Source organism: Dongia rigui, from assembly GCF_034044635.1.
Lineage (GTDB): Bacteria > Pseudomonadota > Alphaproteobacteria > Dongiales > Dongiaceae > Dongia > Dongia rigui.
Genome location: NZ_JAXCLX010000003.1, coordinates 445103 through 468466, shown reverse-complemented (window position 1 = coordinate 468466; position 23364 = coordinate 445103). Strand labels below are relative to the sequence as shown.

The 23364-nt window shown below is 63.6% G+C and carries 10 protein-coding genes; 3 read left to right on the top strand and 7 right to left on the bottom strand.

Annotated elements, in window-relative coordinates:
- Positions 1–138 precede the first annotated feature (138 nt).
- From SMD31_RS17770 to SMD31_RS17760, 3 genes are read left to right on the top strand one after another with little or no spacing between them, the layout of a single operon-like run.
- Complete coding sequence (locus SMD31_RS17770) at positions 139–6534, top strand: FkbM family methyltransferase (protein ID WP_320502268.1); 6396 nt, start codon at positions 139–141, stop codon at positions 6532–6534.
- Between the two features lie 11 nt (positions 6535–6545).
- Positions 6546–8237 (top strand): type I secretion system permease/ATPase, encoded by a 1692-nt coding sequence (locus SMD31_RS17765; RefSeq protein ID WP_320502267.1) that lies wholly within the window; start codon positions 6546–6548, stop codon positions 8235–8237.
- Positions 8237–9583, top strand: coding sequence for an HlyD family type I secretion periplasmic adaptor subunit (locus tag SMD31_RS17760; RefSeq protein WP_320502266.1), 1347 nt, complete (start codon positions 8237–8239; stop codon positions 9581–9583). Before SMD31_RS17765 ends, SMD31_RS17760 begins: the two co-directional genes overlap by 1 nt.
- Positions 9584–9604: 21 nt before the next feature.
- Here SMD31_RS17760 and SMD31_RS17755 read toward each other — a convergent pair whose 3' ends face one another.
- The 7 genes from SMD31_RS17755 to SMD31_RS17725 all read right to left on the bottom strand — a co-directional run bounded on the left by SMD31_RS17755 (position 9605) and on the right by SMD31_RS17725 (position 23364).
- Positions 9605–11041 carry a mannose-1-phosphate guanylyltransferase/mannose-6-phosphate isomerase gene (locus SMD31_RS17755; protein ID WP_320502265.1) on the bottom strand — a complete coding sequence of 479 codons (1437 nt, stop codon included), beginning with the start codon at positions 11039–11041 and terminating at the stop codon, positions 9605–9607.
- A gap of 88 nt (positions 11042–11129) precedes the next feature.
- Positions 11130–12113 carry a M23 family metallopeptidase gene (locus tag SMD31_RS17750; RefSeq protein ID WP_320502264.1) on the bottom strand — a complete coding sequence of 328 codons (984 nt, stop codon included), beginning with the start codon at positions 12111–12113 and terminating at the stop codon, positions 11130–11132.
- A 15-nt stretch (positions 12114–12128) separates the two neighbouring features.
- Positions 12129–18587 (bottom strand): hypothetical protein, encoded by a 6459-nt coding sequence (locus SMD31_RS17745; protein WP_320502263.1) that lies wholly within the window; start codon positions 18585–18587, stop codon positions 12129–12131.
- A 209-nt stretch (positions 18588–18796) separates the two neighbouring features.
- On the bottom strand, positions 18797–20005 hold the full coding sequence (locus SMD31_RS17740; RefSeq protein WP_320502262.1) for an NAD(P)/FAD-dependent oxidoreductase: 1209 nt from the start codon (positions 20003–20005) through the stop codon (positions 18797–18799).
- Positions 20006–20138: 133 nt separating this feature from the next.
- Positions 20139–20681 carry an RrF2 family transcriptional regulator gene (locus tag SMD31_RS17735; protein ID WP_320502261.1) on the bottom strand — a complete coding sequence of 181 codons (543 nt, stop codon included), beginning with the start codon at positions 20679–20681 and terminating at the stop codon, positions 20139–20141.
- Positions 20682–20820: 139 nt separating this feature from the next.
- A complete protein-coding gene (locus SMD31_RS17730) occupies positions 20821–21918 on the bottom strand; it encodes an ABC transporter ATP-binding protein (protein WP_320502260.1) in 1098 nt (365 codons plus the stop codon).
- A gap of 15 nt (positions 21919–21933) precedes the next feature.
- Positions 21934–23364 (bottom strand): NAD(P)/FAD-dependent oxidoreductase, encoded by a 1431-nt coding sequence (locus SMD31_RS17725; protein ID WP_320502259.1) that lies wholly within the window; start codon positions 23362–23364, stop codon positions 21934–21936.

The window sequence follows — 23364 nt, the reverse complement described above, 5'->3', positions numbered from 1 at the left end:
CGGCGTGGCGGCAATTATCGGCCGCCACGCCAACCTTCGGCCCCAGCCGTTTTCGGTTGGCGTCGAATCCACGAGGCGTGGTAAAAGGCCGGATTGCCGCAAATTTGGGTCGTGCGCGCGGCGTTGACGGGCTCCAGGATGGTCCAAAAGCGTAAATCGGTTCCCCCCAAGCCAGCCGTTGCGGCCGATCCGCCCGATGCGGGGCTTGAAATCCTGCGCGAGGCCATGCGACTTCACGTCGCCGGCCGCCTGTTGGACGCCGTCCCTGTCTATCGTCGCCATCTGGCCCTTGGGCGAAGCGCTGTGGCGCTCAACAATCTGGGCGCTGCCCTGCGCGATCTTGGCCAATCACCCGAAGCCGTCGACTGCTTCCGCGAAGCACTGACCCTCGAACCGACCAACAGCGATGCTCAGCTCAATCTGGGCCTGGGCCTGCTGGACCTCGGCGACCTGGCGCCGGCCGAGGCGGCGCTCAAGCGCGCCTTGACCATGCTGCCCCAGCCTGGTCCAGAAGCCGCCGCGGACCCGCGCTTCCTGCAATGCCTCAATGGCTATGGCAGCCTGATGCGGCGCCAGGGCCGGGTCGATGAGATGATCGCCCTCTTTCGCCAGGAGAGCGTCGCTGCACCCCAGGACGCCAATCTCCATTTGCATCTCGGTAACATTCTTTTCGAGACACATCGCCTGGAAGAGGCGGTTGCGGCCTTCACGCGGGCATTGGAGATTGAGCCCAAGATGGCCGCGGCCCTCGGCAATCTGGGTACCGTCTATGCGACCCTCGGCAAGCTCGACGATGCCGTGCGCTGCCAGCGCGGTGTCATCGCGCTGGAACCCGAAAACCCCAAGCATTACGTCAATCTGGGCGCCGCACTTAAGGGGCAGGGGCTTCTCGGCGAAGCGGCGGCCGTCTATCGCCATGCCGTGACGCTGAAGCCGGATTATGATTTTGCCATCAACAATCTCGGCAATTTGCTGCGCGAGCAGGGCCGGCTGGATGAATCGGTCGCCTGCTTTCGCAAGGCGATCAAGATCTCGCCGAGTTATCTCGGCGCGCATTCCAATCTGCTCTTCACGTTGAATTCGTTGGCCGAGATGACGCCGGCGGAAGTCTGCGCCGAGCATCGGCAGTTCGGCGACATGATCGAGGCACAGGCCGGTCCGGTCGCGCCGCACGCCAATGTTCCCGAACCGGCGCGGCGCTTGCGCGTCGGCTATCTGTCGCCGGATTTCCTTGGCCACTCGGTCGCCTATTTCATCGAGAATCTGCTGGAATTTCACGACCAGCGGAATTTCGAAATCATCTGTTATGCGATCAACAAGCGGATGGATTCGCTGTCCCGCCGTTTGCAGGCGCGCGTGCCGGTGTGGCGTTCCTGCTCGTTCATGACCGATGACGAACTGACCGCCCAGATTCGCGCCGACCAGGTCGACATCCTGGTCGACCTCGCCGGGCATACCGCCGAAAATCGCCTTACCGTTATGGCGCGCAAGCCCGCACCCGTGCAGGTCACCTATCTCGGCTACCCCAATACCACCGGCCTCACGCGGATCGATTACCGCCTGACCGACGCAAAGGTCGATCCGGTGGGCGAGGCCGACCATATCCATGCCGAAAAGCTCGTGCGCCTGCCGCGCAGCTTTCTGTGTTTCCGCCCCTCGGATTTCGCGGGCGAGGTACCGGCGCGGCCCGTCGCAAACAATGGCTATGTGACGTTCGGTTCATTCAACGTCATGGCGAAGATGACGGACGAGGTCGTGGCGGTCTGGTCACGCCTGCTGCGCGAGGTGCCGAACTCGCGGCTGGTGATGAAGTGCAACGCCTTTTCCGACCCGGAAACCCTGGCACTCTATCGACAGCGCTTCGGCGCGTGTGGCGTGGCGCCGGAACGGCTCGATCTGATGGGGCGCCAGCCGCTCATCGGCGATCACCTTGCCACCTATGGCCGCATCGACATCGCGCTCGACCCGTTCCCCTATAACGGCACCACCACCACCTGCGAAGCCTTGTGGATGGGTGTGCCGATGGTCGCCTTGCGCGGCGACCGCCATGTCGGGCGCGTCAGTGCCGCCTTGCTGGAACATGTGGGCCTCGCCGAGCTGGTGGCCTACAGCGTTGATGATTATGTCGCACGCGCCAAGGCCCTCGCCGCCGATCCGGCACGAATTCAGGCGCTGAGTGCCGGTCTGCGCAAGGCGATGGCCGCCTCGCCCTTGATGGATGGCCCTGGCTTTGCCCGCGAAGTCGAAGCGGCCTATCGCGGCATGTGGCAGCACTGGTGTGCCGCACAGGCGGCCGGCAGCAAGGCCCCGGATGTCACGGCGGAAATGGATGCCGGTGTCGCGGCCTTCAACCGCAGCGACTGGCCCGCGGCCGAACGCGCCTTCCGGCAGGCCGCCGCCAAGGATCCGACAAGCCCAGAGGCGATCCTCAATCTGGGGTCCGCCTTGAAGCGCCGCAAATTGGTGCCGGAAGCGCTGGCCTGCTTTCAACAGGCCCTCGTCCTCCGGCCCGACTGGGCGGCTGCCTATGCCAATATCGGTTCCGCCTTTTGCGATTTGGGGCGCCAGGAGGAGGCCGAGGCGGCTTGCCGTCGGGCGATTGCCATCGACCCGCGCAACCGCAATGCCTATAGCAACCTTGCCTCGGCCCTCTGTGCACAGCATCGCGACGACGAGGCGATCCCCTTCTTCGAAAAGGCGATCGAGATCGGGCCGGTCAGTGCCGATCTTTATGTCAACCTGTCGGCGGCACTCATCTCGACAGGGAGGCTTGCGCAGGCCGCCGAAGCGTGCCGGCGTGCCATCACGCTGGCGCCGGACCTCGCCGAGGCCCATGCCAATTTGGCCTCAACCCTGGGGGCGCAGGGCCTCAATCGCGAAACGATCGCGGCCTCCCGCGAGGTAACAAGGCTGCGCCCGGATCTCCATCTAGGTTGGTCCAACTACCTTTTCTCGCTCAACTACGTGACCGATCTCAGTGCCGATCAGATTTTTGCCGAGCATCGGGCCTGGGGCGCACGCCATGCCGGGAAGGCGGCGCGTCATCACGACAACGCGCCGGTTCCGGATCGGCCCTTGCGCGTCGGCTTCGTCTCCGCCGATTTCTGCGCCCATTCCGTTGCCTTCTTCCTGAAGCCGCTCTTTGACCGGCATAATGGCAAGAGCTTCGAATTCTACTGCTACTCGGATGTGGTGAACCCGGATCTCTATACCGAGTTCCTGCGCCGTGCGAGTGCCGGATGGCGGCCGATCGTCGGCCTCTCCGACGAGCGGGCGGCGGCGATGGTTCGTGCGGACGGCATCGACATTCTGGTCGATCTGGCCGGCCATACATCGAAGAATCGCCTCGGCGTCTTTGCCGAAAAGCCGGCCCCGGTCCAGGTGACGTGGCTTGGCTATCCCAACACCACCGGGCTGGAGGCGATCGACTATCGCCTCATCGACGCGATCACCGACCCGCCAGGCGACGCCGATCGTGGCCATGCCGAGAAATTGTGGCGCCTGCCGGGGCCTTTCCTTTGCTATGAGGCTGCGCCGAAAACGCCCGACGTCGCGCCACTGCCGGCCTTGGCGAATGGCCATATCACCTTCGGCAGCTTCAACAAGATCAACAAGATCTCCGACCAGACGATCAGCCTCTGGGCCGCCGCCCTGGTTGCGGTGCCGCAGTCGCGCCTCATCCTCAAGTCGCGCTCCTTCGCCGATGCCGAGAGTGCGGCCCGCCTGCAGGCGGCTTTCCAGAAGGCCGGCATCGCCGCCGGCCGGGTCGAGTTGCTGAGCTGGGAGCCGCATCTCAAGAACCATCTCGAGGTCTATCATCGCATCGACCTCGCTCTCGATACCTTCCCCTATAACGGGACGACAACAATTTGCGAGGCGGCGTGGATGGGCGTGCCCACGCTGACGCTGTGCGGCGACCGGCATGCTGCCCGCGTCGGTGCCACCATCAATGCGGCGCTCGACCTGCCGCAGATGACGGCGCTGGATGAGCAGGCGTTCGTTGCCCAGGCAAAGCTGCTCGCGGCGGACGTGCCGGCCCTCTCGGCATTGCGGGCGGGATTGCGCGCGCGCATGCTGGAATCGCCGCTATGCGACGGGCGGCAGTTTGCCGGCAAGTTCGAGGCCGCCATGCGCGGCATGTGGCGCGCATGGTGCGAGACTGAAGGCGCCGGCCGCAGCAATGAAGGCAACGACAAAACCATGGCGACGGTACCGACGAACATGCTGCGGCTGAAGTTGAAGGGCGATATTGAGATTTGCGTTCCACGCGATGTGAACCTGATTTCACCCTATGTCCTCTTGGAACAGGAAGATTGGTTCGAGGATGAGGCGCCGTTCGTCCGGCAGCTGCTGCGGCCCGGCGAGCGCGTGATCGACATCGGGGCCAATTACGGCATCTATAGCCTTACCGCGGCGCGTGCTGTCGGTGCCGCGGGCCAGGTGTGGAGCTTCGAACCGGCCAGCCAGACGGCGGCGCATCTGACGCGCAGCATCGCTGCCAATGGTTTCCAGAACGTCTCGGTGATCCAGGCGGCTCTCTCGAACCGAGAAGGCGAAGCCCAACTCGGCCTCAGCGGTCAATCTGAACTGAACTCACTGCAAGGCTCCGCCCAAGGGTCGGAAACGGTTGCCTTGACGACGCTCGATCTGTGGGCCGCTGCCAATGACTGGCCGGCGATCGACTTCGTCAAGCTCGATGCCGAGGGTGAGGAGCCAAACGTCATCCGCGGCGGTCACGCATTCCTCAAGCGCGCGTCGCCGCTCATCATGTTCGAGATCAAGCACGGGGCGAAGCTCAACCTCGCCTTGAAGGCGCAGTTCGAAGAACTCGGCTATGCCGCCTATCGCCTCGTTCCGGGGCTGGGCATCCTGCAGCCCTTCGAAGAGAATGGCCGGGAGGATCCCTATCTCCTCAATCTTTTCTGCTGCAAGGCGGATAAGGCTGCCGAGCTGCGGGCACGTGGCATCCTGGCCGATGCCGTTGCCGCGGATACCGCCCCAGCAGCGCGCGGCGCCTGGCGAAACTACCTGGGGCACAAGCCATTCGCGCAGGAGCTGGCCGCGCAATGGCCGGCCGACGGTCAGTTGCCGCCCGGCTACGTTGCGGCCCTCGATCTTTATGTCGCCGCGCAAGACCGCAACCTCTCTCCGACCCAGCGCGTCGCGGCGTTGGAGCAGGCGGTGGCCTCCCTCGGCACACTTGCCGAAGCGACGCCCGACTTCGCGGTCCTGATGTCCTTGGCGCGTGCCGCGGCCGATCTCGGCCGGCGTGGCGTTGCCGTGCTGGCGTTGCAGCGACTGATTTCCGGCCTTAACAAGGGGCCGGCGCGGCGCGATCTCCCGTTCCTGGCGCCAAGTCCACGCTTTGACGCGCTGCCTGCGGCGAGTCGGTTTGACACCTGGTGCTTTGCCGCGGTGCTGGAAACGTTCGAACGGTTGGCGGCATATTCCTCCTTCTACGACCAGTCCCATGCCTCGATCATCGATGACCTGTGCAAGACCGGGCTGCAGAGCGCGGAATCCGAGCGGCGCCGGCTCCTGATCCAGTTGCGCAGCGGCGCCGGACTGAAGGCGCCCTTGCCGCCGGCGGTGCTGGCGGAGTCGCCCGACAATCTCAATGCCGCCTTCTGGCGCGGCGTGACCTCGCCACCGCCCAGGGTCGACAATCTGCTGGAACTGCTGCCGCAGACCGGACCCATCAACATCGTTGATATCGGTGCCATGGCGCTTGGCAACGAAATCGAGCCCTATCGCCCGCTGATCAAGGCGGGGCGCGCCCGTGTGGTGGGTTTTGAACCCAACGAAGCCGAATGCGCCAAGCTGAATGCCGGCACCGGCGGCCGCTACTATCCTTATTTCATTGGCGATGGTGGGATGCGAACATTCCACGAGACGAACATGCCGATGACCGGTTCTCTCTATCAACCCAATACGCCGCTGTTGAGCAGGTTCAGCAATCTTGCCGAACTGGTGACGCCCAAGATGCAGCATCCGGGCATAGAGACGCGCCGGCTCGATGATCTGGCCGACCTCGATGGCCTCTCGGACATCGACCTTATCAAGATCGATGTGCAAGGCGGTGAATTGGATGTCTTTCGCGGAGCCTCAAAGGCGCTGGGTTCCGCCCTGATGATCATCACCGAGGTCGAGTTCGTTGAACTCTATGTCGGGCAGCCGCTGTTCGCCGATGTCGATCAGCATCTGCGCAAGAACGGCTATCAGTTCCACACCTTCCTCGGCTTCGGTCAGCGCCTGTTCAAGCCGCTGTCTTCACCGAGCAGTCCCTCTGGCGGTATCCGCCAGATTCTGTGGTCGGACGCCGTCTATGTCCGCGACTTCATGCAGTTCGACCGGCTTGAAGATGAAAAACTCTTGAAGCTCAGCCTGATGCTCGATTCGATATTGCAGTCTGCCGATCTCGCGGCCCTGGCGCTGAAAGAATACGACCGCCGGCGCGGCACAACCTATGCCGACACCTATGTTGCCGGGATCATCGCCAAGTCGGCGGCGGCCAAACCGGTGCTGCCGCAGTGACGCCACAGCGCATGCCGGGGTTATTGCGACGCACGCTGCGCGACTGCCGGGCGCATATTGTCGCGGCATCGATTTTCAGCCTCGGCATCAACTTCCTCTATCTGACGCCGACGATCTATATGCTGCAGGTCTATAACCGCGTGATCAGCAGCGGAAGTATCGCGACCTTGATCATGATTTCGGTGGCGACGGTCGCGGCACTGGTGACGCTCAGCATCCTCGAAGCCTTGCGCAATCACCTGCTGGTGCGGCTTGGCAACCATCTCGATGCCACCTTGTCGGAAGAGCTTCTGCAGCGTCAGGTGGAGATCACCAATCGGGTGGGTGAGCGGCCCGGGGTGGTGCGCGACCTCGACGTCTTCCGTGGCTTTCTCACCCAGACGGGTGCCGCCGCCATTTTCGATCTGCCCTGGCTGCCGATCTATCTGCTGGCCTGTTTCCTGTTGCATCCGGTGCTGGGCATCGTCGCGACCGCCAGCATGGTCTTCATGCTGATCCTCGCCGTCGCCAATGAATATGTGACGGCCACTTACCTGCGAAAGTCCGAGGAAGCGGCACGGCGCAACTACACCTTCACCGATGCCAGCCTGCGCAACACCGAAGTGATCCAGGCCATGGGCATGTTGCCCGCTTTCCTGCGCCGCTGGAGCGACAGCCGCTACGAAATGCTGCGCCAGCAGACGCGCGCGAGTGAGCTTGGTGCCTATCTCCAGGGCATGATCCGTTTTTTCCGTCTGGGCCTGCAAAGCGCCATTATCGGTCTTGGCGCTTGGATGACGATCAATGGCGAAGTTACCGCCGGTGTCATCTACGCGGCAGCCATTTTGCTGGCCCGCACCTTGTCACCGATCGAGCAATTGGTCGGCGGCTGGCGCTCCTTCGTCGGCGCCCGAGCTGCCGCGCGACGCATCGACGAATTCCTCACCCTCCCGCCGCCTGCCGACGCGATCCAGTTGCCGACCCCGCAAGGGCTGCTGTCGGTCGAAGGCGTCACCTATTTCGCGCCGGGTGTCGTCAAGCCCATCCTGCATGGCGTCAGCTTCACCCTGCGGCCGGGCGAACGCCTCGCGGTGATCGGCCCGAGCGGTGCCGGCAAATCCACCTTGGCACGGCTGATCGTCGGCGTGTGGCAGGCGCGTCAAGGCACGGTCCGCCTCGACAGCGCCGATGTCTATAGCTGGGACCGGGCCGATTTCGGGCGCCATGTCGGCTACCTGCCGCAGGAAGTCGAACTGTTCGAGGGCAGCATCAAGGACAATATCGGCCGCTTCGGCGATGCGACACCAGAGCAGATCATCGCCGCCGCGATGCGGGCCGGCGTCCACGACATGATCCTGCGCATGCCGGATGGCTATGAGACGGAAGTGGGTTCCGGCGGTGCCGTGCTTTCCGGCGGCACCCGGCAGCGCATCGGCCTTGCGCGTGCCTTGCTCGGCAACCCGCGCCTGCTGGTGCTGGATGAGCCGAACTCCAATCTCGATTCGGACGGCGAGCGTGCCCTGATGGCGGTCCTCAACGACGCACCGGCGCAAGGGATGACGAGCATCGTCATTTCCCACCGCGCTGGGGTTCTGGCGGCCGTCGATACCATCCTGTTCCTGCGCGACGGTGTCGTGGAGAAGCTGGCGCCGCGTGCCGAATTCCTGGCACCGCAGCCAGCCAGCCCGATGCGCATCGCCAGCACCAATCCGGGAGCGGCGTGATGAGCAGTGAGGCTTTGGCACCGGCCGATAAGACGCCGTGGCGCAAGCCCGTGGGGCAGCCTTTGCCGACCAGCCCCTGGCCGGTCATCGCAGTCGGCCTCGTCTTCCTGGGTCTCTTCTTCGGCGGACTTGGTGGATGGGCGGCCCTTGCGCCGCTTGCCAGTGCCGTCAACGCCTATGGCACATTGCAGGCCTCGGGGCAGAACAAGGTCGTGCAGCATCTTGATGGTGGCATCATCAAGGAATTGCTGGTCAAGAATGGCGACACCGTCACCAATGGCCAGGTGCTCATCCGTCTCGACCAGACCCAGGCACAGGCCAGCGTCAATCTCATTCGGTCGCAATATCTGTCGCTGTTGGCGATCCGCGCGCGGCTGGTGGCCGAGCGTGACGGCGCCGACAAGATCGCCTTCCCGACGGAATTGACAGCGGCTGCCGCCGATCCCGGCGTCAAGGAAGTCATGGATGGGCAGGCCAGCGTGTTTGCCGAGCGACGCAACATGCTGGAAGGCCAGGTCTCACTGCTCGAAAAGCGCGTCAAGCAGCTGCAGCAGCAGAAGAACGGCGCCAAGGTCCAGCAGAACGCCCAGGCCGAGCAGCTGGCCTTGATCCAGGACGAGCTCAAAAGCGCGCGCATCCTCTATGAAAAGGGCTATGTGCCGAAGACGCGCATCCTGCTGCTCGAACGCCAGGCGGCGGCCTTGAGCGGCGAGGGCGGCGAATACAGCAGCAGCGGCGCCGGCATCGAGCAGGCGATCGGCGAGGCGGAACTGCAGATGCTTCAGCTGCGCAAGGAGCGCCTGTCCGAAGTTTCGCAGAATCTAAGCGACGTCCAGGACAAGCTCAACGCCATGGAAGAGCGCTTGAACGCCGCCCAGGATGTGCTGACACGCACTGTCATCACCGCCCCTACCGCCGGCATCGTGCTGGGCATGAACGCCAACACCGTGGGCGGCGTCATCGATCGCGGCGTGCCGATCATGGAGATCGTGCCAAGCGATGAAAAGCTGGTGATCAAGGCGGCGGTACGGCCGGAGGATATCGCCGACGTGCAGATCGGTATGCCGACCGAGGTGCGCCTTACCGCCTATGACCAGCGCAAGACCGGCATCCTCCACGGCAGGATCGATGCCGTTTCGGCTGACCGCATCGTCACCCAGAGCGATCCGATCGGGCATTTCGAGATCAAGGTTGCGATCACCGACGACCTTGCCACCATCCCGGATATCGACGTCGTGCCCGGTATGCCGGCGATGGTGCTCATTCCCACCAAACAACGCACGGTGCTGGAATATGTGGTGGGGCCGCTGACCGATTACTTCTCTGCCGGCATGCGCGAGAAATAGCCGCTCCTCAAGGATCGCCCTTCAGGAGCGGCCATAGGTATCGTCATAACGGACGATGTCGTCTTCCTCGAGATAGGATCCGGTCTGGACCTCGATGACATTGAGTTCCATCTTGCCTGGATTCTCCAGGCGATGCTTGGTGCCGGCCGGGATGTAGATCGACTCATTTTCCTGCACGAGTCTCTTGTCCTCGCCATGGGTCACCAGCGCGGTGCCGTTGACGACGACCCAATGCTCGGCCCGGTGCAGATGCATCTGCAATGAAATGCGGGCCCCGGGGGCGATCGTGAGGCGCTTGACCTGGAACCGCTCGCCGCGATGCAGCGACTGGAAGAACCCCCAGGGCCGACTGACGCGGGTGGGCTCGATCGCCTCGCGACGGTGTAGCGTCTTTAGCCGCTCGGTGATCTTGCGCACCGACTGCGCGTGCTCGATGCCGGCGACCAGGACCGCATCATCGGTCGCGACGACGATTGTATCGGTGAGGCCAACCGCTGCCACCAGCTTGTCGGCGCCGTTGATGTAGCAGCGCGTGACATTTTCGGCCAGAACATCGCCAAGCAGGACATTGGCCGCCGCATCCTTGGGCAGGATGTTCCAGATCTCCGACCACGAGCCGATATCCGACCATCCCGCATCGAGCGGAACGACGGCCGCGGCACCGGTCTTCTCCATGACGGCATAGTCGATCGAGATATCGGGCGAGGCGGCAAAGGCCTTGGCGCCGATGCGAATGAAATCGTGGTCGGTTGCCTGCGTATCGCAAGCGGCCTGCGCCGCATCGTGTACCTCGGGCGCCAGCCGCTTCAGTTCGGCGAGGTAGAAGGACGCCTTGAAGACGAAGATGCCGCAGTTCCAATAATAGCCGCCCTTGTCGAGATAGCCTTGGGCGACGTCGCGCGACGGCTTTTCCGTGAAGGATGCCACCCGGTAGCCATGGCCACCTTCGATCGCGGCGCCCTGCCGGATATAGCCGAAGCCCGTCTCCGGCCGCGTGGGCGTCGCGCCGAACGTGACCAGGAGGTTCTGGCGCGCGAGCGTCACGGCCCGCTCCACCGCGATGAGGAAGGCCGACCCGTCGGCGATCATGTGATCGGACGGCATGACGAGAAGCGTCGCCTCGGCGTTCTCCCGCGCGGCCTGAAACGCCGCGACGGCGATCGCCGCGGCGGTGTTGCGCCCCACGGGCTCCAGGACGATGCTGGCTGCACAATCGGCAAGGCGCAGCTGTTCCGCGACGGCAAAGCGCAGCGCTTCATTGGTGAGGATGATGGGGCGGCCAAAGGCCGCGTTGCTGCCGATCCGTCGGATGGTGCTCTGCAACAAACTGTGCTCGCCCATCAAGGGGCTGAGCTGCTTGGGAAAGGTCTCTCGCGACAGCGGCCACAGCCGCATGCCGCTGCCGCCAGCCAGAACAACCGGCCGGACCTCACGCGACGCTTCAGGAGCCAAACCCATCCGTCGACCACTCCAGAGAGAATCAGGCACCCAGACTATCCGAATCCGGGTCGGATTTTACGATAAATCGGCGCCGCGGCCGACCCCTTCAGGGGACCGCGATCGGCAGGGCCTGATCGACGAGCGTCGCACCGTCGCGCAGCAGGCGGATCACCCCCTGATAGGACCCCGACGGCCAACCGCCCAGTGGCTTCTTCTTGCCGACGAAGGAGAAGAATTGTGCCTTGGACTTGGGTGCCACCTCGTCGATGGCGGCAATGACGGTGCCGTCCGGCCCGATGAGCTGCTGGACCAGCCGGTCATTGGCACGCAGGCCAAAGAGGTCGACCCAGAAAACCAGGGCGTCGCTCTCGGCGCCCGGGGCAACCTGCCCATAGGCGCCGTGGCGCGCGGCCTCCGGATCCGGCTTGGCCGTCGCGAGGCCGAGGCTGAGCACGCCGCCCGCCTGGTACGAGAGGGCCGGTTGCCATAGCGCCCGCTTCGCGACATCGCAGCCGGCGCCCATCTCCTCATCCGTGAAGGGGTCGACCGGCTTGTCGCCATGGCGGATCTCGAAATGGAGATGCGGAAATTCCGTGTTGCCGGAAAGCCCGACCTGTCCCAGCTTGTCGCCAGCGGCGATCTTCTGCCCGGGCGTCACCGCGATGCTGCCCTTCTTCATATGGGCATATTGCGTGACCCAGCCGTCCCCATGGTCGACGATCACCGAATTCCCGGCCATCCGATCCTTGATGGCCGCCACGCCGATCTCCCTTACATTGACGTCATCCATGCCGTCGCGCAGACGCAACACCGTGCCCGCTGCCGCCGCCAGCACATCGACGCCTTCCGCCATGGCGACATAGTCTTTGAGGCGGATATCGGTACCCTTGTGGCCGTCATAGGTCAGCCCACCGCAGGTGAAATCGGCCGCACCGGGCCCGGCATCCGTATCGACATAGTTCTGCACGAAGCAATCCGTCCCGAGCGTGCAGGCGAGCGGCAGCGAAAACACAGGGTCGGCAAAAGCCGGCCGTACCGCCGCCATCACCAGGATGGCGGCAGCCAGGGTAGACGGTCTCAAAAAGGTCATGGGCGTCTCGCGTCGTCAGAACGAGAAATTATCACCGTCGGACAGCGTATGCAGGCCGACCAGCTTGATCACCGCATCATTGGTACCGAGTGTTGCCGCCGCCGATTTGTCGACGAGGACATAGGTGTTGCCCTGATACTGGAAGGTGACGACGGTCGAAAGAGTGTGTCCGTCTCCCGCCGCCGCCAGGTTGAGCGCATCCTTCAGCGTGGCCGGGTTGGCAAGGTCGATATAGCCGCTGATATCCAGCGAATGTGTCGGTGTGCCATTGGTAAGGGCAGAGATGTCGATGACATCTCCATTGGTTGCGCCATCGTTGAAATGGTTGATTGCCAGTGCGTGGGCGAGGATCGTGCTGTCGTTGGTGATGGTCGTGACCTTGTACGCGCTGGCGAAAGCGATGGTGTCGGTTTCGCCGTTGGCGGTGAGCTCGACCGTGACACCGCCTTGGCCTGCACCGACCGTGAACAGGGTGCCGCTGCTGGGCGTCGAGGTTTCGATCGTCTCGATGCTGCTGAGTGTCGTGCTGCTGAGGTCGATGGTGTTGCCATCGACGATCAGCGTGTCGTCGCCGTTGCTGCCGATGACCGAGCCACCGGCGGCGAGGTCGGACTGGTCGACCGTGAAGGTGGTGTCGGTAGAAACGCTCGATCTGAGGATCTCGATGCTGGTGAGCGTTGTGCTGGTCAGGTCGACGCTGGCGCTCTGGGTGGTCAGCGTATCGCTGCCACTGGTATGGCCAACCACGCTGCCGCCGGACAGCAGGTCGCCGGCATCGACCGTGAAGGTCGTCCCCAAAGAACTGTCGGTCTGCAGCACCTCGATACTGGTGAGGGTCGTGCTGCTGAGATTGAGGTTGTTGCCATGGATGACCAGCGTATCGGTGCCGCTGGTATGGCCGGCAACCGTGCCACCCGAAAGAAGATCGCCGGCATCGACCGTGAAGGTGGTGCCAGACGAACTGCCGGCCTTCAATATCTCGATGCTGCTGAGCGCGGTGCTGGTGAGATTGAGGGCCGCCCCGGATATGGTCAGTGTATCGTTGCCACTGGTATGGCCAACGACGCTGCCGCCGGTCGCCAAGTCGCCCTGGTCCACGGTGAAGGTCGTGCCGGCGGCACTGCCGGCCTTCAGGATCTCGATGCTGGTGAGCGCGGTGCTGGTCAGGGTAAGCGCTGCCCCCGTGACCAGCAGCGTGTCATTGTTGCTGCTGCCCATGACGGCACCGCCGGTCCCGCTGGTGGCGAGATCAGCTTGATCGACCGTGAAGGTCGTCGCCGCCGACTTGCCGGCCCTCAGCGTCTCGATGCTGCTGAGGGTCGTGGCACTGAGATCGAGGCTGGTCCCGGCGATGATCAGAATATCGGCGCCGCTGCTATGCCCGGAAACCGTGCCCCCGGACGCGAGATCCGCCTGGTCGAGCGTGAACGTAGTCCCGCTCGACAACCCAGCGGATAGCCGTTCGATATCGACCAGGGCCGTGCTGCTGAGATCGAGCGTGACCCCGTTGGCAATCACCTCATCGACGCCGCTGCTGCCCTGTACCGTGCCACTGGCCACCAGATCGGCCTGGTCCAGGGTGAAGACCGTGGCGACACCCGTTGCCGCTTTCAGCGTCTCGACGCCATCGATCGTCGTGCTGGAGAGATCGAAGACGGTGCCGTTGACGATCAAGGTGTCGCTGCCATTGCTGCCTTTCACCGTGACACCGCCGGCGTCGGCAAGGTCCAGGGTGAAGGTGGTGGCTGTGGACAACCCGGCCTTCACGATGTCGATGCTGGAAAGCGTCGTGCTGCTGAGATCGAGGCTGGCGCCGTTGACGGCTAGGGTGTCGCTGCCGCTGCTATGTCCGGCGACGGTTCCACCGGATTTGAGATCGGCCTGATCGACGGTGAAGGTTGTCCCGGTCAAGAGGCTGGCGGCCAGGATTTCGATGCTGCTGAGGGTGGTGCTGCCCAGGTTGAGGCTGTTGCCGACTGACAGCAAGGTGTCGTTGCCGGAACTGCCGACAACCGAGCCGCCGGCCAGCAGATCGGCCTGGTTGACCGTGAAGGTCGTGGGCTGGTTGTTGCCCGCCGCCAGAATCTCGACGCTGGTCAGCGTGGTGTTGGACAGATCAAGGCTGGTGCCATGGGCCGCCAGCTGATCGGCACCGCTGCTGCCGACGACCGTGCCGCCGGCCGCCAGATCGGCCTGGTCGACAATGAAGGTCGTGGCGGTGGCTAGACCTGCCTTCAGGATCTCGATGCTGGACAGTATGGTGCCGGTAAGATCCAGGCTGGCAGCGTTTGCGACCAGCGTGTCGGTCGCGCTGGTATGACCCTCGATACTGCCGCTGGCGGCGAGGTCGGTTTGATCGACGGTGAAGGTCGTGCCGGTGGATTTCCCTGCGCGCAACACCTCGACGGAGCTCAGCGTCGTGCTGGCAAGGTTGAGGATGGTGCCATTGATCACCAGCACATCGCTGCCACTGCTATGGCCAGCGACGGTGCCGTTTGCCGCGAGATCCGCCTGATCGACCGTGAAAGTCGTGCCGCTCGAACTGCCGGCCTTCAGAGTCTCCACGCTGGTCAGCACGGTATTGGTCAGGTTGAGGGCAGCACCCGCGGCGGTCAGGACATCGCTGCCGCTGCTATGACCGACGACACTGCCACCCGACGCCAGATCGCCTGCATCGACGGTAAAGGTTGTGCCAGCGCCACTCGCCGCCTTCAGGATCTCGATGCTGCTGAGTGTGGTACTGGCGAGGTTGAGCGATGCGCCATTGATCGTCAACGTGTCATTGCCGCTGCTGCCGAAAACGGAGCCACCCGCCAGCAGATCGGCTTGATCGACCGTGAAGGTCGTGGCGACCGCCTTCCCGGCCTTCAGCCACTCGATGCTGGTCAAACTCGAGCTGGTGAGGTCGATGGCAGTGCTATTCACCGTCAGGGTGTCGGTCCCGCTGCTGTGACCCGCGACCGTGCCACCCGAGACCAGATCCGCTTGATCCACCTTGAACGTCGTGCCTGTCGACAGGCTGCTGGCGATGATCTCGACGCTGCTCAGCGTCGTGCTGGTGAGGTCCAGGGCATTCGCGGCAGCGGCCACGGTGTCATCATTGCCGGTACCAATGATTGTCCCGTTCGACGCCAGATCGGCCTGGTCGACGGTGAAAATGGTGGCGTTGGTGCCGGTACTGCCGGCCTTCAGGATCTCGACGCTGGTGAGCGCGGTGCTCGACAGATCGAAATCGCTGCTGTTGCTGATGAGCGTGTCGCTGCCGGTCGAGCCGACAATGCCGGCAAACGCGGTGGGATCGTCGACGGTTAAAGTGGTGGCTGCCGCAAGGCCGGCACGCAGTGTTTCGATACCGCTGATGGCAATGCCGCCAAGATCGATGGCCGCATTCGTCACCGCCAGGCTGTCCGCCGCCCCGGTGCTGCCCGTGATCGATCCGAAGCCGGCCAGATCATTGACGTCGAGGATGAATTTCGTACCCGCATTGTGTGTACTGCTCAGTTTCTCAATGCTGGAGAGCGTCGTGCTGGTCAGATCCAGGTTACTGCCCGCTGCCGCCAGGATGTCGTCGCCGGAGCTGCCATTGAGGGCGCCGCCCGCGGCGAGGTCGCCCTGGTCGAGGGTAAAGGTCGTCGCCAGCGAATTCCCCGCCTGCAGGGTCTCAATGCTGTTCAATGCCGTGCTGGACAGGTTGAGGATGGTGCCGGTACCGATCAAGGTGTCGGTGCCGGTGCTGCCAATGACCGAGCCGCCGCTTGCGAGGTCGGCCTGGTCGACCGTGAAGGTCGTGGCGATGTTGAGGCCGGCCTTCAAGGTCTCGACGCCGGTCACGGCTTTGCCGCTGAGATCGATCACCGAACTCAGCACGACCAATGCGTCGCCGGTCCCGGTACTGCCGGTGATGGTACCAAGACTGCCCAGATCCGTGACGTCCAGGGTAAAGGTGGTACCTGTCGAATGGACGCTCGACAGGATCTCGACGCTGGATAAGGTGGTGCTGGTCAGATTGAGAGCCGTACCGTTTGCCGCCAGCGTGTCGTTCCCGCTGCTGCCGATGACGGTGCCGTTGGCCGCGAGGTCCGCCTGGTCGACAGTGAAGGTCGTGGCGGCGTTTGTCCCCGCCTGCAGCCGCTCGATGCTGGTCAGCGTCGTGCTGCTGAGGTTGAGAGACGCGCCGGCAATTTGCAGCGTGTCGATGCTGCTGCTGCCGATAACCGACCCACCGGCGGCAAGGTCGGCCTGGTTGACCGTGAACAGCGTGCTGTTGCTGGTCGCAGCGACGAGTTTTTCGATACTGGTGAGAGCCGTGCTGGCGAGGTTGAACGCCGTTCCGGCAATCGACAGCGTATCCGTGCCGGTATTGCCGATGACCGAGCCGCCACTGGCAAGATCGGCGGCATCGACTTTGAAGGTCGTGGCGCTGGCCGTGGCGGCACCCAGCTTTTCGATACTGGTCAGCGTCCTGCTGGTCAGATCAAACAAGGCGCTGGCCATCTGCAGCGTGTCATTGCCGCTGCTGCCGGAAATGGCCAAGGCATTGAGCTGGGCCTGATTGACGGTCAGCACCGTGTCGCTGATGGTCCCGGCCGTCAACTGCTCGATGCTGGTCAGCGTCGTGCTGCTGAGATTGAGCGTCGTGCCGCCGGCAAGTATGACGTCCGTGGCGCTGCTGTGGCCGATGATCGAACCGCCGGCAGCCAGGTCGTTCTGATTGAGCGTGAATGTCGTTGCATTGGTGGTGGCCGCCGTCAGTTTCTCGATGCTGGTGAGCGCCGTGCTGCTGAGGTCGAAATCCGTGCCGAGGATGATCAGGCTATCGGCACCGGAACTGCCGATCACCGACCCGCCAGTCGCCAGGTCGGCGCCCTGCAGCGTGAAGGTCGTGGCGGCCGCAAGGCCCGCTTTCAAAATCTCGATGCTGGTCAGTGTGGTGCTGGTGAGGTCGATAGCGGTGCTTTTGACGACCAGGGTGTCATTGGCGCTGCTGTGGCCGGCGACCGTGCCGCCAGCCGCCAGGTCATTGGCATTGACGGTGAATGTCGTTCCCAGCGACGTTCCGGCTGCCAGTATCTCGATGCTGTTAAGCGTGGTGCTGCTGATATCGAGCGCGCTGCCCGCGGCCCGCAGCGTGTCGTCATCGCTGGTGCCGCTGACCGTGCCGCCGCTCGCGAGATCCGCCTGATTGACGGTGAAAATGGTGGCGTCCGTGGCGCCGGCCAACAGTTTTTCGATGCTGGAAAGGCTGGTGCTGCTGACGTCGAAGGCGTTGCCGACAATGGTCAGGCTGTCGATGCCGCCGCCGCCGATGACCGATCCGCCGGCGAGGAGGTCGCCGGCATCCACCTCGATGCTTGTTGCCACGGCGAGGCCGGCCTTCAGGATCTCGATGCTGCTGAGCGTCGTGCTGCTGAGGTCGAACAGGGTCGAATTGATGATCAGCGAATCACTGTTGGTGTTGCCGACAACCGATCCGCCGGCCGCGAGGTCGAGGAGGTTGATCGTGAAGGTCGTGGCCTTGGTCGTGCCGGCTTTCAGAATTTCGACGCTGTCGAGGCTCGTGCTGGTCAGATTGAAGCTGGTGCCGGTTACCGTCAGCGTGTCGTCTTGGGCCGTCCCATGCACGGTGCCGCCGTTGGCGAGATCGAGCTGGTCGAGGGTGAAGGTGGTGGCGTCGGTCAAGCCCGCCGTCAGATGCTCGATGCTGGCAATCGTCGTGCTACTGAGATCGAAGGCGGTATCCTCTAGGATCAGCGTGTCGGATCCGCTGCTGCCGCTGATCGACCGGATCAGGGCAAAGTCGGCCGGATCGAGTGTAAAGGTCGTTGCCGTCGCCAAACCGGCCTTCAGTGCCTCGATGCTGGTCAGGGTGACGCTGCTGAGGTCGGCATTGCCGTTGACGACCAAGGTGTCGGTGCCACTGCTGCCGGTAATGCTGGCGAGGCCCGCCAGGTCGCTGCTGTCGATGGTGAAAGTGGTGGCCGTCGATTTCCCCGCGATCAGCCCCTCAATGTCATCCAAGGTCGTGCTGATGAGGTTGAGGCTGGTGCCGTTGATGGTGATCGTATCGCCGGTCGTGCTGCTGCCGATGACCGTGCCGCCACTGGCGAGATCGGCCTGGTCGAGGGTGAAGGCCGTGGCGCTGCTCGATCCGGCCTGCAGGATCTCGATGCTCGTCAATGTGGTGCTGGTCAGATTGAACGTCGTCCCGACGATCGCCAGCGTGTCGTGGCCGCTGCTGCCGATCACGGACCCGCCTGCCAACAGGTCGGTCGGCGCCGTCGTATTGACGGTGAAGGTCGTTGCGCTGCTCGTGCCGGCCTTGAGGATCTCGATGCTGACCAGCGTGGTCGACGTCAAATCGGCATCTGTCTGGGTGAAGCGCAAGGTGTCCTGGCCGGTCAGGCCGTCGATGGCCGTGTCGCCCGTGACGAAGGTCAACGTGTCGTTGTTGTTGGTACCGGTCTGCGTGGTCATCGACTTCCCCCAAAATGGCTCGGCAATGCCAGCGACGCGGTTCGCCCTTGGCCTTACACGCAAAAATACATAAAGGGAAAAGTATACTAATTCGCTAACGTGGGGCCATCGTTATCCGGGGAATCTGCCAGCAATTACCCCGGCTTAGCCTCTACCCCCTCCAGATCGCGGAGAGCGATCCGGAAGGGGCAGGGTTTGTGGGACCGGCGTTACGGGACGATGACGTAATCCGGATTGGCGACGGCAAAGACGGCGTCGCGGTCAGCCATGGGCGGGTAGATCCATTTGGTGTTGATCTCGCGCTTGATCGCCTTGCCCTCGTCGCGGGTGAATTTCACCTGGCGATCCCAGCCTTCGCTGAAAATGGCACCCCAGGGACCAAGGTCCAGGCAGGTGACATATTTGGGCTGGCTATAGGGGTGGAGCTTCAGGCCCACCAGCTCGGCCGCCGCATTGTGGCCCGCCACCCGGCCAAGGCTGAGGGCATGCTGGCACGACATCGCCGCATTGTTGCCAAGGTTGTCGGTCGCCGCCAGGGCAACATCGCCGGTGACGAAGATGTCCTTCGCCTTCTTGGCATGAAGATAGGGATCGGCGTCCACCCGGCCGAAGCGGTCGTGATCGCCGGGGATCTGCGCCGCCAGCTTGTTGGCGCGGGCGCCGGCGGTCCACACCACCGTATGGGTCGCGATCACCTCGCCGGTGCCCAGTGTCACGCTATCGCCCGTAATGGCGGCGACGCCGGTCCCGGTGATGATCTCGATCCCTTCTTGGGCCAAGGCTTCTTCGATGAAGGGGCGGGGACCCGGGCCAAGGTCGGGGCCGATCTCCGGCGCCTGCTCGACGACGACGACGCGGAACTCAACCTCCGCACCGAAGATCTCGCGCAGGCGCTGCGGCATTTCCGCCACCGTCTCGATGCCGGTGAAGCCACCGCCGGCAACGACGACGGTATTGCGCGCAGGCGATGGCGGGCGACCAGGCAGCGCTTTGAGATGCTGGTCAAGAACCTTGGCCGTCGCCAATTGATCGACATTGAAGACATGTTCGCGCAGGCCCGGCACGGGCGGCTGGAACAGCCTGCTGCCGGCGGCCAGAATGAATTTGTCGTAAGCGAACTTCTTGCGCTCGCCATTCGGCAGCTGCACTTCGACCTGGTGCCAATCGGAATGGATGTTCTCCACGGTGCCAGCCACATGCTTGACACCGACGGCGGCGAACAGCTTGCCCACATCCGGGTCCATGTTTTCGATCACCGCTTCGTAAAGGCGGGGACGGATGTGAAGGCTGGGTTCCGGCGAGATCACGGTGATCTCGATCGATTCTGCCTTGCCGGCAAGCGCCACGGCGCGGGCGGCGGACAGGGCGGACCAGGTGCCGGCAAAACCCGAACCGGCGATGATGATGTGCTTGGTCATGTGCGTTTCTCCTCACTGCAAGCCGGGCGCAGTTCGTCGTTCTCGCTTGCAGGTCGCGCAAGCGAGCTTTCCCGGCGGCCGGCAAAGACCGAGAAAGGGGATCGGTTAGATGTTCAGGGAATGGTGGGGACGATTAGCCGGGCGGGCCGGGATTCTTCGGCGTGCGGCCCGGTTTGCGGCCCTTCACACGATCGTCGATCCAGTTGCCGACATCGGTCCCGAAACTCTCCGGCGCCTTGCGCATGAAAGCGGTGCCGACATCGGCGAGTGATTTTTTGGCCAGTGCGTCGCGCATCGCCTTTTCGGCCTGCAGCATCACGCCATGCACGCCGCAGACACCCTCGCAGGCCCAATTGGGTGCTTCACCGTCGAACACGGCGCAGCGCGTGCGGATATTCTGGCATTCGAACAGCGGCTTTTCGCCCTCGATCGCATCGACGACATCGAGAAAGGTAATCTCCGCCGCCGGCTTGGCGAGGCGATAGCCACCGCGCACACCTTCGCTCGCCACCACGATGCCGGCCTTTTCCAGCTTGGGGAAGATCTTGGCGAGGAAGCTCGGCGAGACGCCCTGCAACTCGGCCAAGTCCCGGCTGCTCAAGGCGACCCCGGCCGAACCGGACAGCCAAAGCAGGCAGTGGATGCCGTATTCAACGCTGCTGGTGATGTGTGCCATGGGTCAACTCGCTGCCTGTTCGATAACGCAGACTATAGTCATCCGCGTTTATCCTGGCAAGCAAAAAACGACGACAAAGGAAGTCCGCGTTATTGTCTTTGGCGGCGACAGGCCGGTGATCGAATATTATTTAATTATATCAGACTGTTATTGGCAGTGACACGCCGGATTCGTCAAAGACATAGAGGTCTTCGGCCTCCGCCGTGAGCCGCAGTTGCGCCCCGCGCTTGACCGCCAGCCCGCCCGGCAGCTTGGCAACCAGTGGCGGCGCGCCGGCACCGATATCGATATAGGCCAGCTGCACTTCACCCAATTGCTCGATGTAATCGAGCCGACCTTCCACCAAGGTGCGGTCATCACCCTCGCCGGCAATCCGCAAATCTTCCGGGCGCACGCCCAATCTAACGCTGGCTCCGGCGGCGGTATCGACCGGCAGCGGCAGTTCGACGGTCGCGCCATCGATCAGCCGAATGGCGGACCGGCCGCCATCGCGTTCGATCGTGCCGGGCAGGATGTTCATGGCGGGCGAGCCGATGAATTGCGCGACGAAGAGATTGGCCGGTTTTTTATAAAGCTCCATCGGCGTCCCGACCTGCTCGATGCGACCGTCCTTCAGCACGACGATGCGGTCTGCCAGCGTCATTGCCTCGACCTGGTCATGGGTCACATAGATCATCGTCGTGTTGGGCAGCGTGTCTTTGAGCTTGGCAATCTCGATGCGGGTTGCAACGCGCAAGGCGGCATCGAGATTGGAGAGCGGCTCGTCGAACAGGAAGACGCGCGGGTTGCGCACGATGGCGCGGCCGATCGCAACGCGCTGCCGCTGGCCGCCGGACAGCGCCTTGGGGACCCGGTCAAGATATTTGGTCAGCTGCAAAATCTCGGCGGCCTGCCGCACGCGGCGATCGATCTCGGCCTTGCTCTCGCCGGCGATCTTCATGCCGAAGGCCATGTTCTCATAGACCGTCATATGCGGGTAAAGCGCATATGACTGGAAGACCATGGCGATGCCGCGCTGCGACGGCGGCACATCGTTGACGATCTCACCGGCGATGCCGATCTCACCACCGCTCGGTTCCTCCAGCCCGGCGATGAGGCGCAGCAAGGTGGATTTGCCGCAGCCAGACGGGCCGACAAAGACGACGAACTCGCCCGATTTGATGTCGAGATCGACACCATGCAGGATGGTGAGGTTGCCGAAGGATTTCCGGACCTGCCGCAGGGAAAGATCAGCCATGACGGCTCCTTGTGCTCATGACTCATCGGTCCTCTTCTGGCGGCTGCCCGGCGTGAAACTTGCCAGCAGATTGGTCAAAGGGCCTGCGCTTTCATTGCGGATCTCGGCATCGTTCTTGCGGCGGATCGCCGCCCGCACCAGCCGCGCGCCAAGATAGCGGATCGGTTCCGGCGGCAAGGTGCTGCGGCGCGCAAGGCCGACCAGGCCGCTCTCGCTCCAGCGGTCGTGTTTTTCGAGGACGAGGCTGGCGAGAATACGGCCGCCGATCGGAGTCTGCGCGATGCCGGTACCATTGAATCCCAGCCCAAAGAAGATGTTCGGATGACTTTCGAGATGATCGAAGACCGGGACATGTTCCGGCACGCAATCGATCGGCCCTGACCAGTCATATTCAACCGCGACATCGCGCAAGGCCGGGTAGACCCGCTGCATTTCGCGCCGGTTGTCGCGGCCCCGGGCAGGACTGCGGTTGAAACTGGCCCCGAAATCGTCGCGGAAGGCGATCTCGCCGCTGCCGCGGCCGAAGATCACGCGGCCCTGCGGCGTGCGCTGGTAATAAAGCACCTGCTGCTGTGAATCGCAGATGGAGAGGCCGTCTCGCCAGCCCAACTCGTTGAGCCGATCGGGAATCGCGGCCGTGGCGATCACCTGGCTCGCCACCACATACATGCGGCGGCGCAATTCGGGGATGGCCGCAAGCCAGGCATTGGCCGCCAGCACGATCTTTTCCGCCTGGATCGACCCTTGCGCGCTGCGAACCGTGCAAATGCCACCCGGCACGATATCGAGGACCGGGCTCTGCTCGCAAATGACGATGCCGCGCGCCAGGGCAAGGCGGCGCAGGCCCATGGCAAGCTTGGCTGGATGAACCGTGCCGGCATGGCGCTCGACGATGCCGGCATAGGACGCGGCAGAGCCGGTGCGGCGCAGGATGTCTGCTCCCGACAGCGGTTCGAAGCGATCCGCACCGACCGCCTCGCACATGGCAAAGGCCTTGTTCCAAGCCCCTTCCTGCGCCTTGGAACTCGCCGTCCACATCCAGCCGTCGAGGCGCAGCTCCATGTCGACGACACCGTCCCGCTGCAGCTGATCGAGTTCGACGATCGCGTCGACCGTCTCGGCGCAGAGCTGCCGGCCTTCAGCCTTTCCCACCACGGCGCTGATCTGGTCGATCTCCGCAAACCAGGAATGCACCTGCCCGCCATTGCGGCCCGAAGCGCCGGACCCGCAGAAATCCGCTTCCAGGATGGTGATGCGCATCTCCGGGGCCTGTTCGCGCAGGCGCAAGGCGGTCCACAGTCCGGTGAAGCCGCCGCCCACGATGACGACGTCGGCGCGCTGGGCGCCTTGCAGCGGCGGCGTGACGGCGCCGGCCCCGACGTCCTGCAGCCAGAATGAACGATCCTTCTCCCGGGCGATAACCGGTTGGCGGAGGGTGAGGGTCAT

What these genes read in the sequence shown, in the direction of transcription:
- SMD31_RS17730 (WP_320502260.1), bottom strand. Translation starts at nt 21,918, where the DNA reads ATGGCTGATCTTTCCCTGCGGCAGGTCCGGAAATCCTTCGGCAACCTC.
- SMD31_RS17745 (WP_320502263.1), bottom strand. Translation starts at nt 18,587, where the DNA reads ATGACCACGCAGACCGGTACCAACAACAACGACACGTTGACCTTCGTC.
- SMD31_RS17765 (WP_320502267.1), top strand. Translation starts at nt 6,546, where the DNA reads ATGCCGGGGTTATTGCGACGCACGCTGCGCGACTGCCGGGCGCATATT.
- SMD31_RS17735 (WP_320502261.1), bottom strand. Translation starts at nt 20,681, where the DNA reads ATGGCACACATCACCAGCAGCGTTGAATACGGCATCCACTGCCTGCTT.
- SMD31_RS17770 (WP_320502268.1), top strand. Translation starts at nt 139, where the DNA reads ATGGTCCAAAAGCGTAAATCGGTTCCCCCCAAGCCAGCCGTTGCGGCC.
- SMD31_RS17755 (WP_320502265.1), bottom strand. Translation starts at nt 11,041, where the DNA reads ATGGGTTTGGCTCCTGAAGCGTCGCGTGAGGTCCGGCCGGTTGTTCTG.
- SMD31_RS17750 (WP_320502264.1), bottom strand. Translation starts at nt 12,113, where the DNA reads ATGACCTTTTTGAGACCGTCTACCCTGGCTGCCGCCATCCTGGTGATG.
- SMD31_RS17740 (WP_320502262.1), bottom strand. Translation starts at nt 20,005, where the DNA reads ATGACCAAGCACATCATCATCGCCGGTTCGGGTTTTGCCGGCACCTGG.
- SMD31_RS17760 (WP_320502266.1), top strand. Translation starts at nt 8,237, where the DNA reads ATGAGCAGTGAGGCTTTGGCACCGGCCGATAAGACGCCGTGGCGCAAG.
- SMD31_RS17725 (WP_320502259.1), bottom strand. Translation starts at nt 23,364, where the DNA reads ATGACCCTCACCCTCCGCCAACCGGTTATCGCCCGGGAGAAGGATCGT.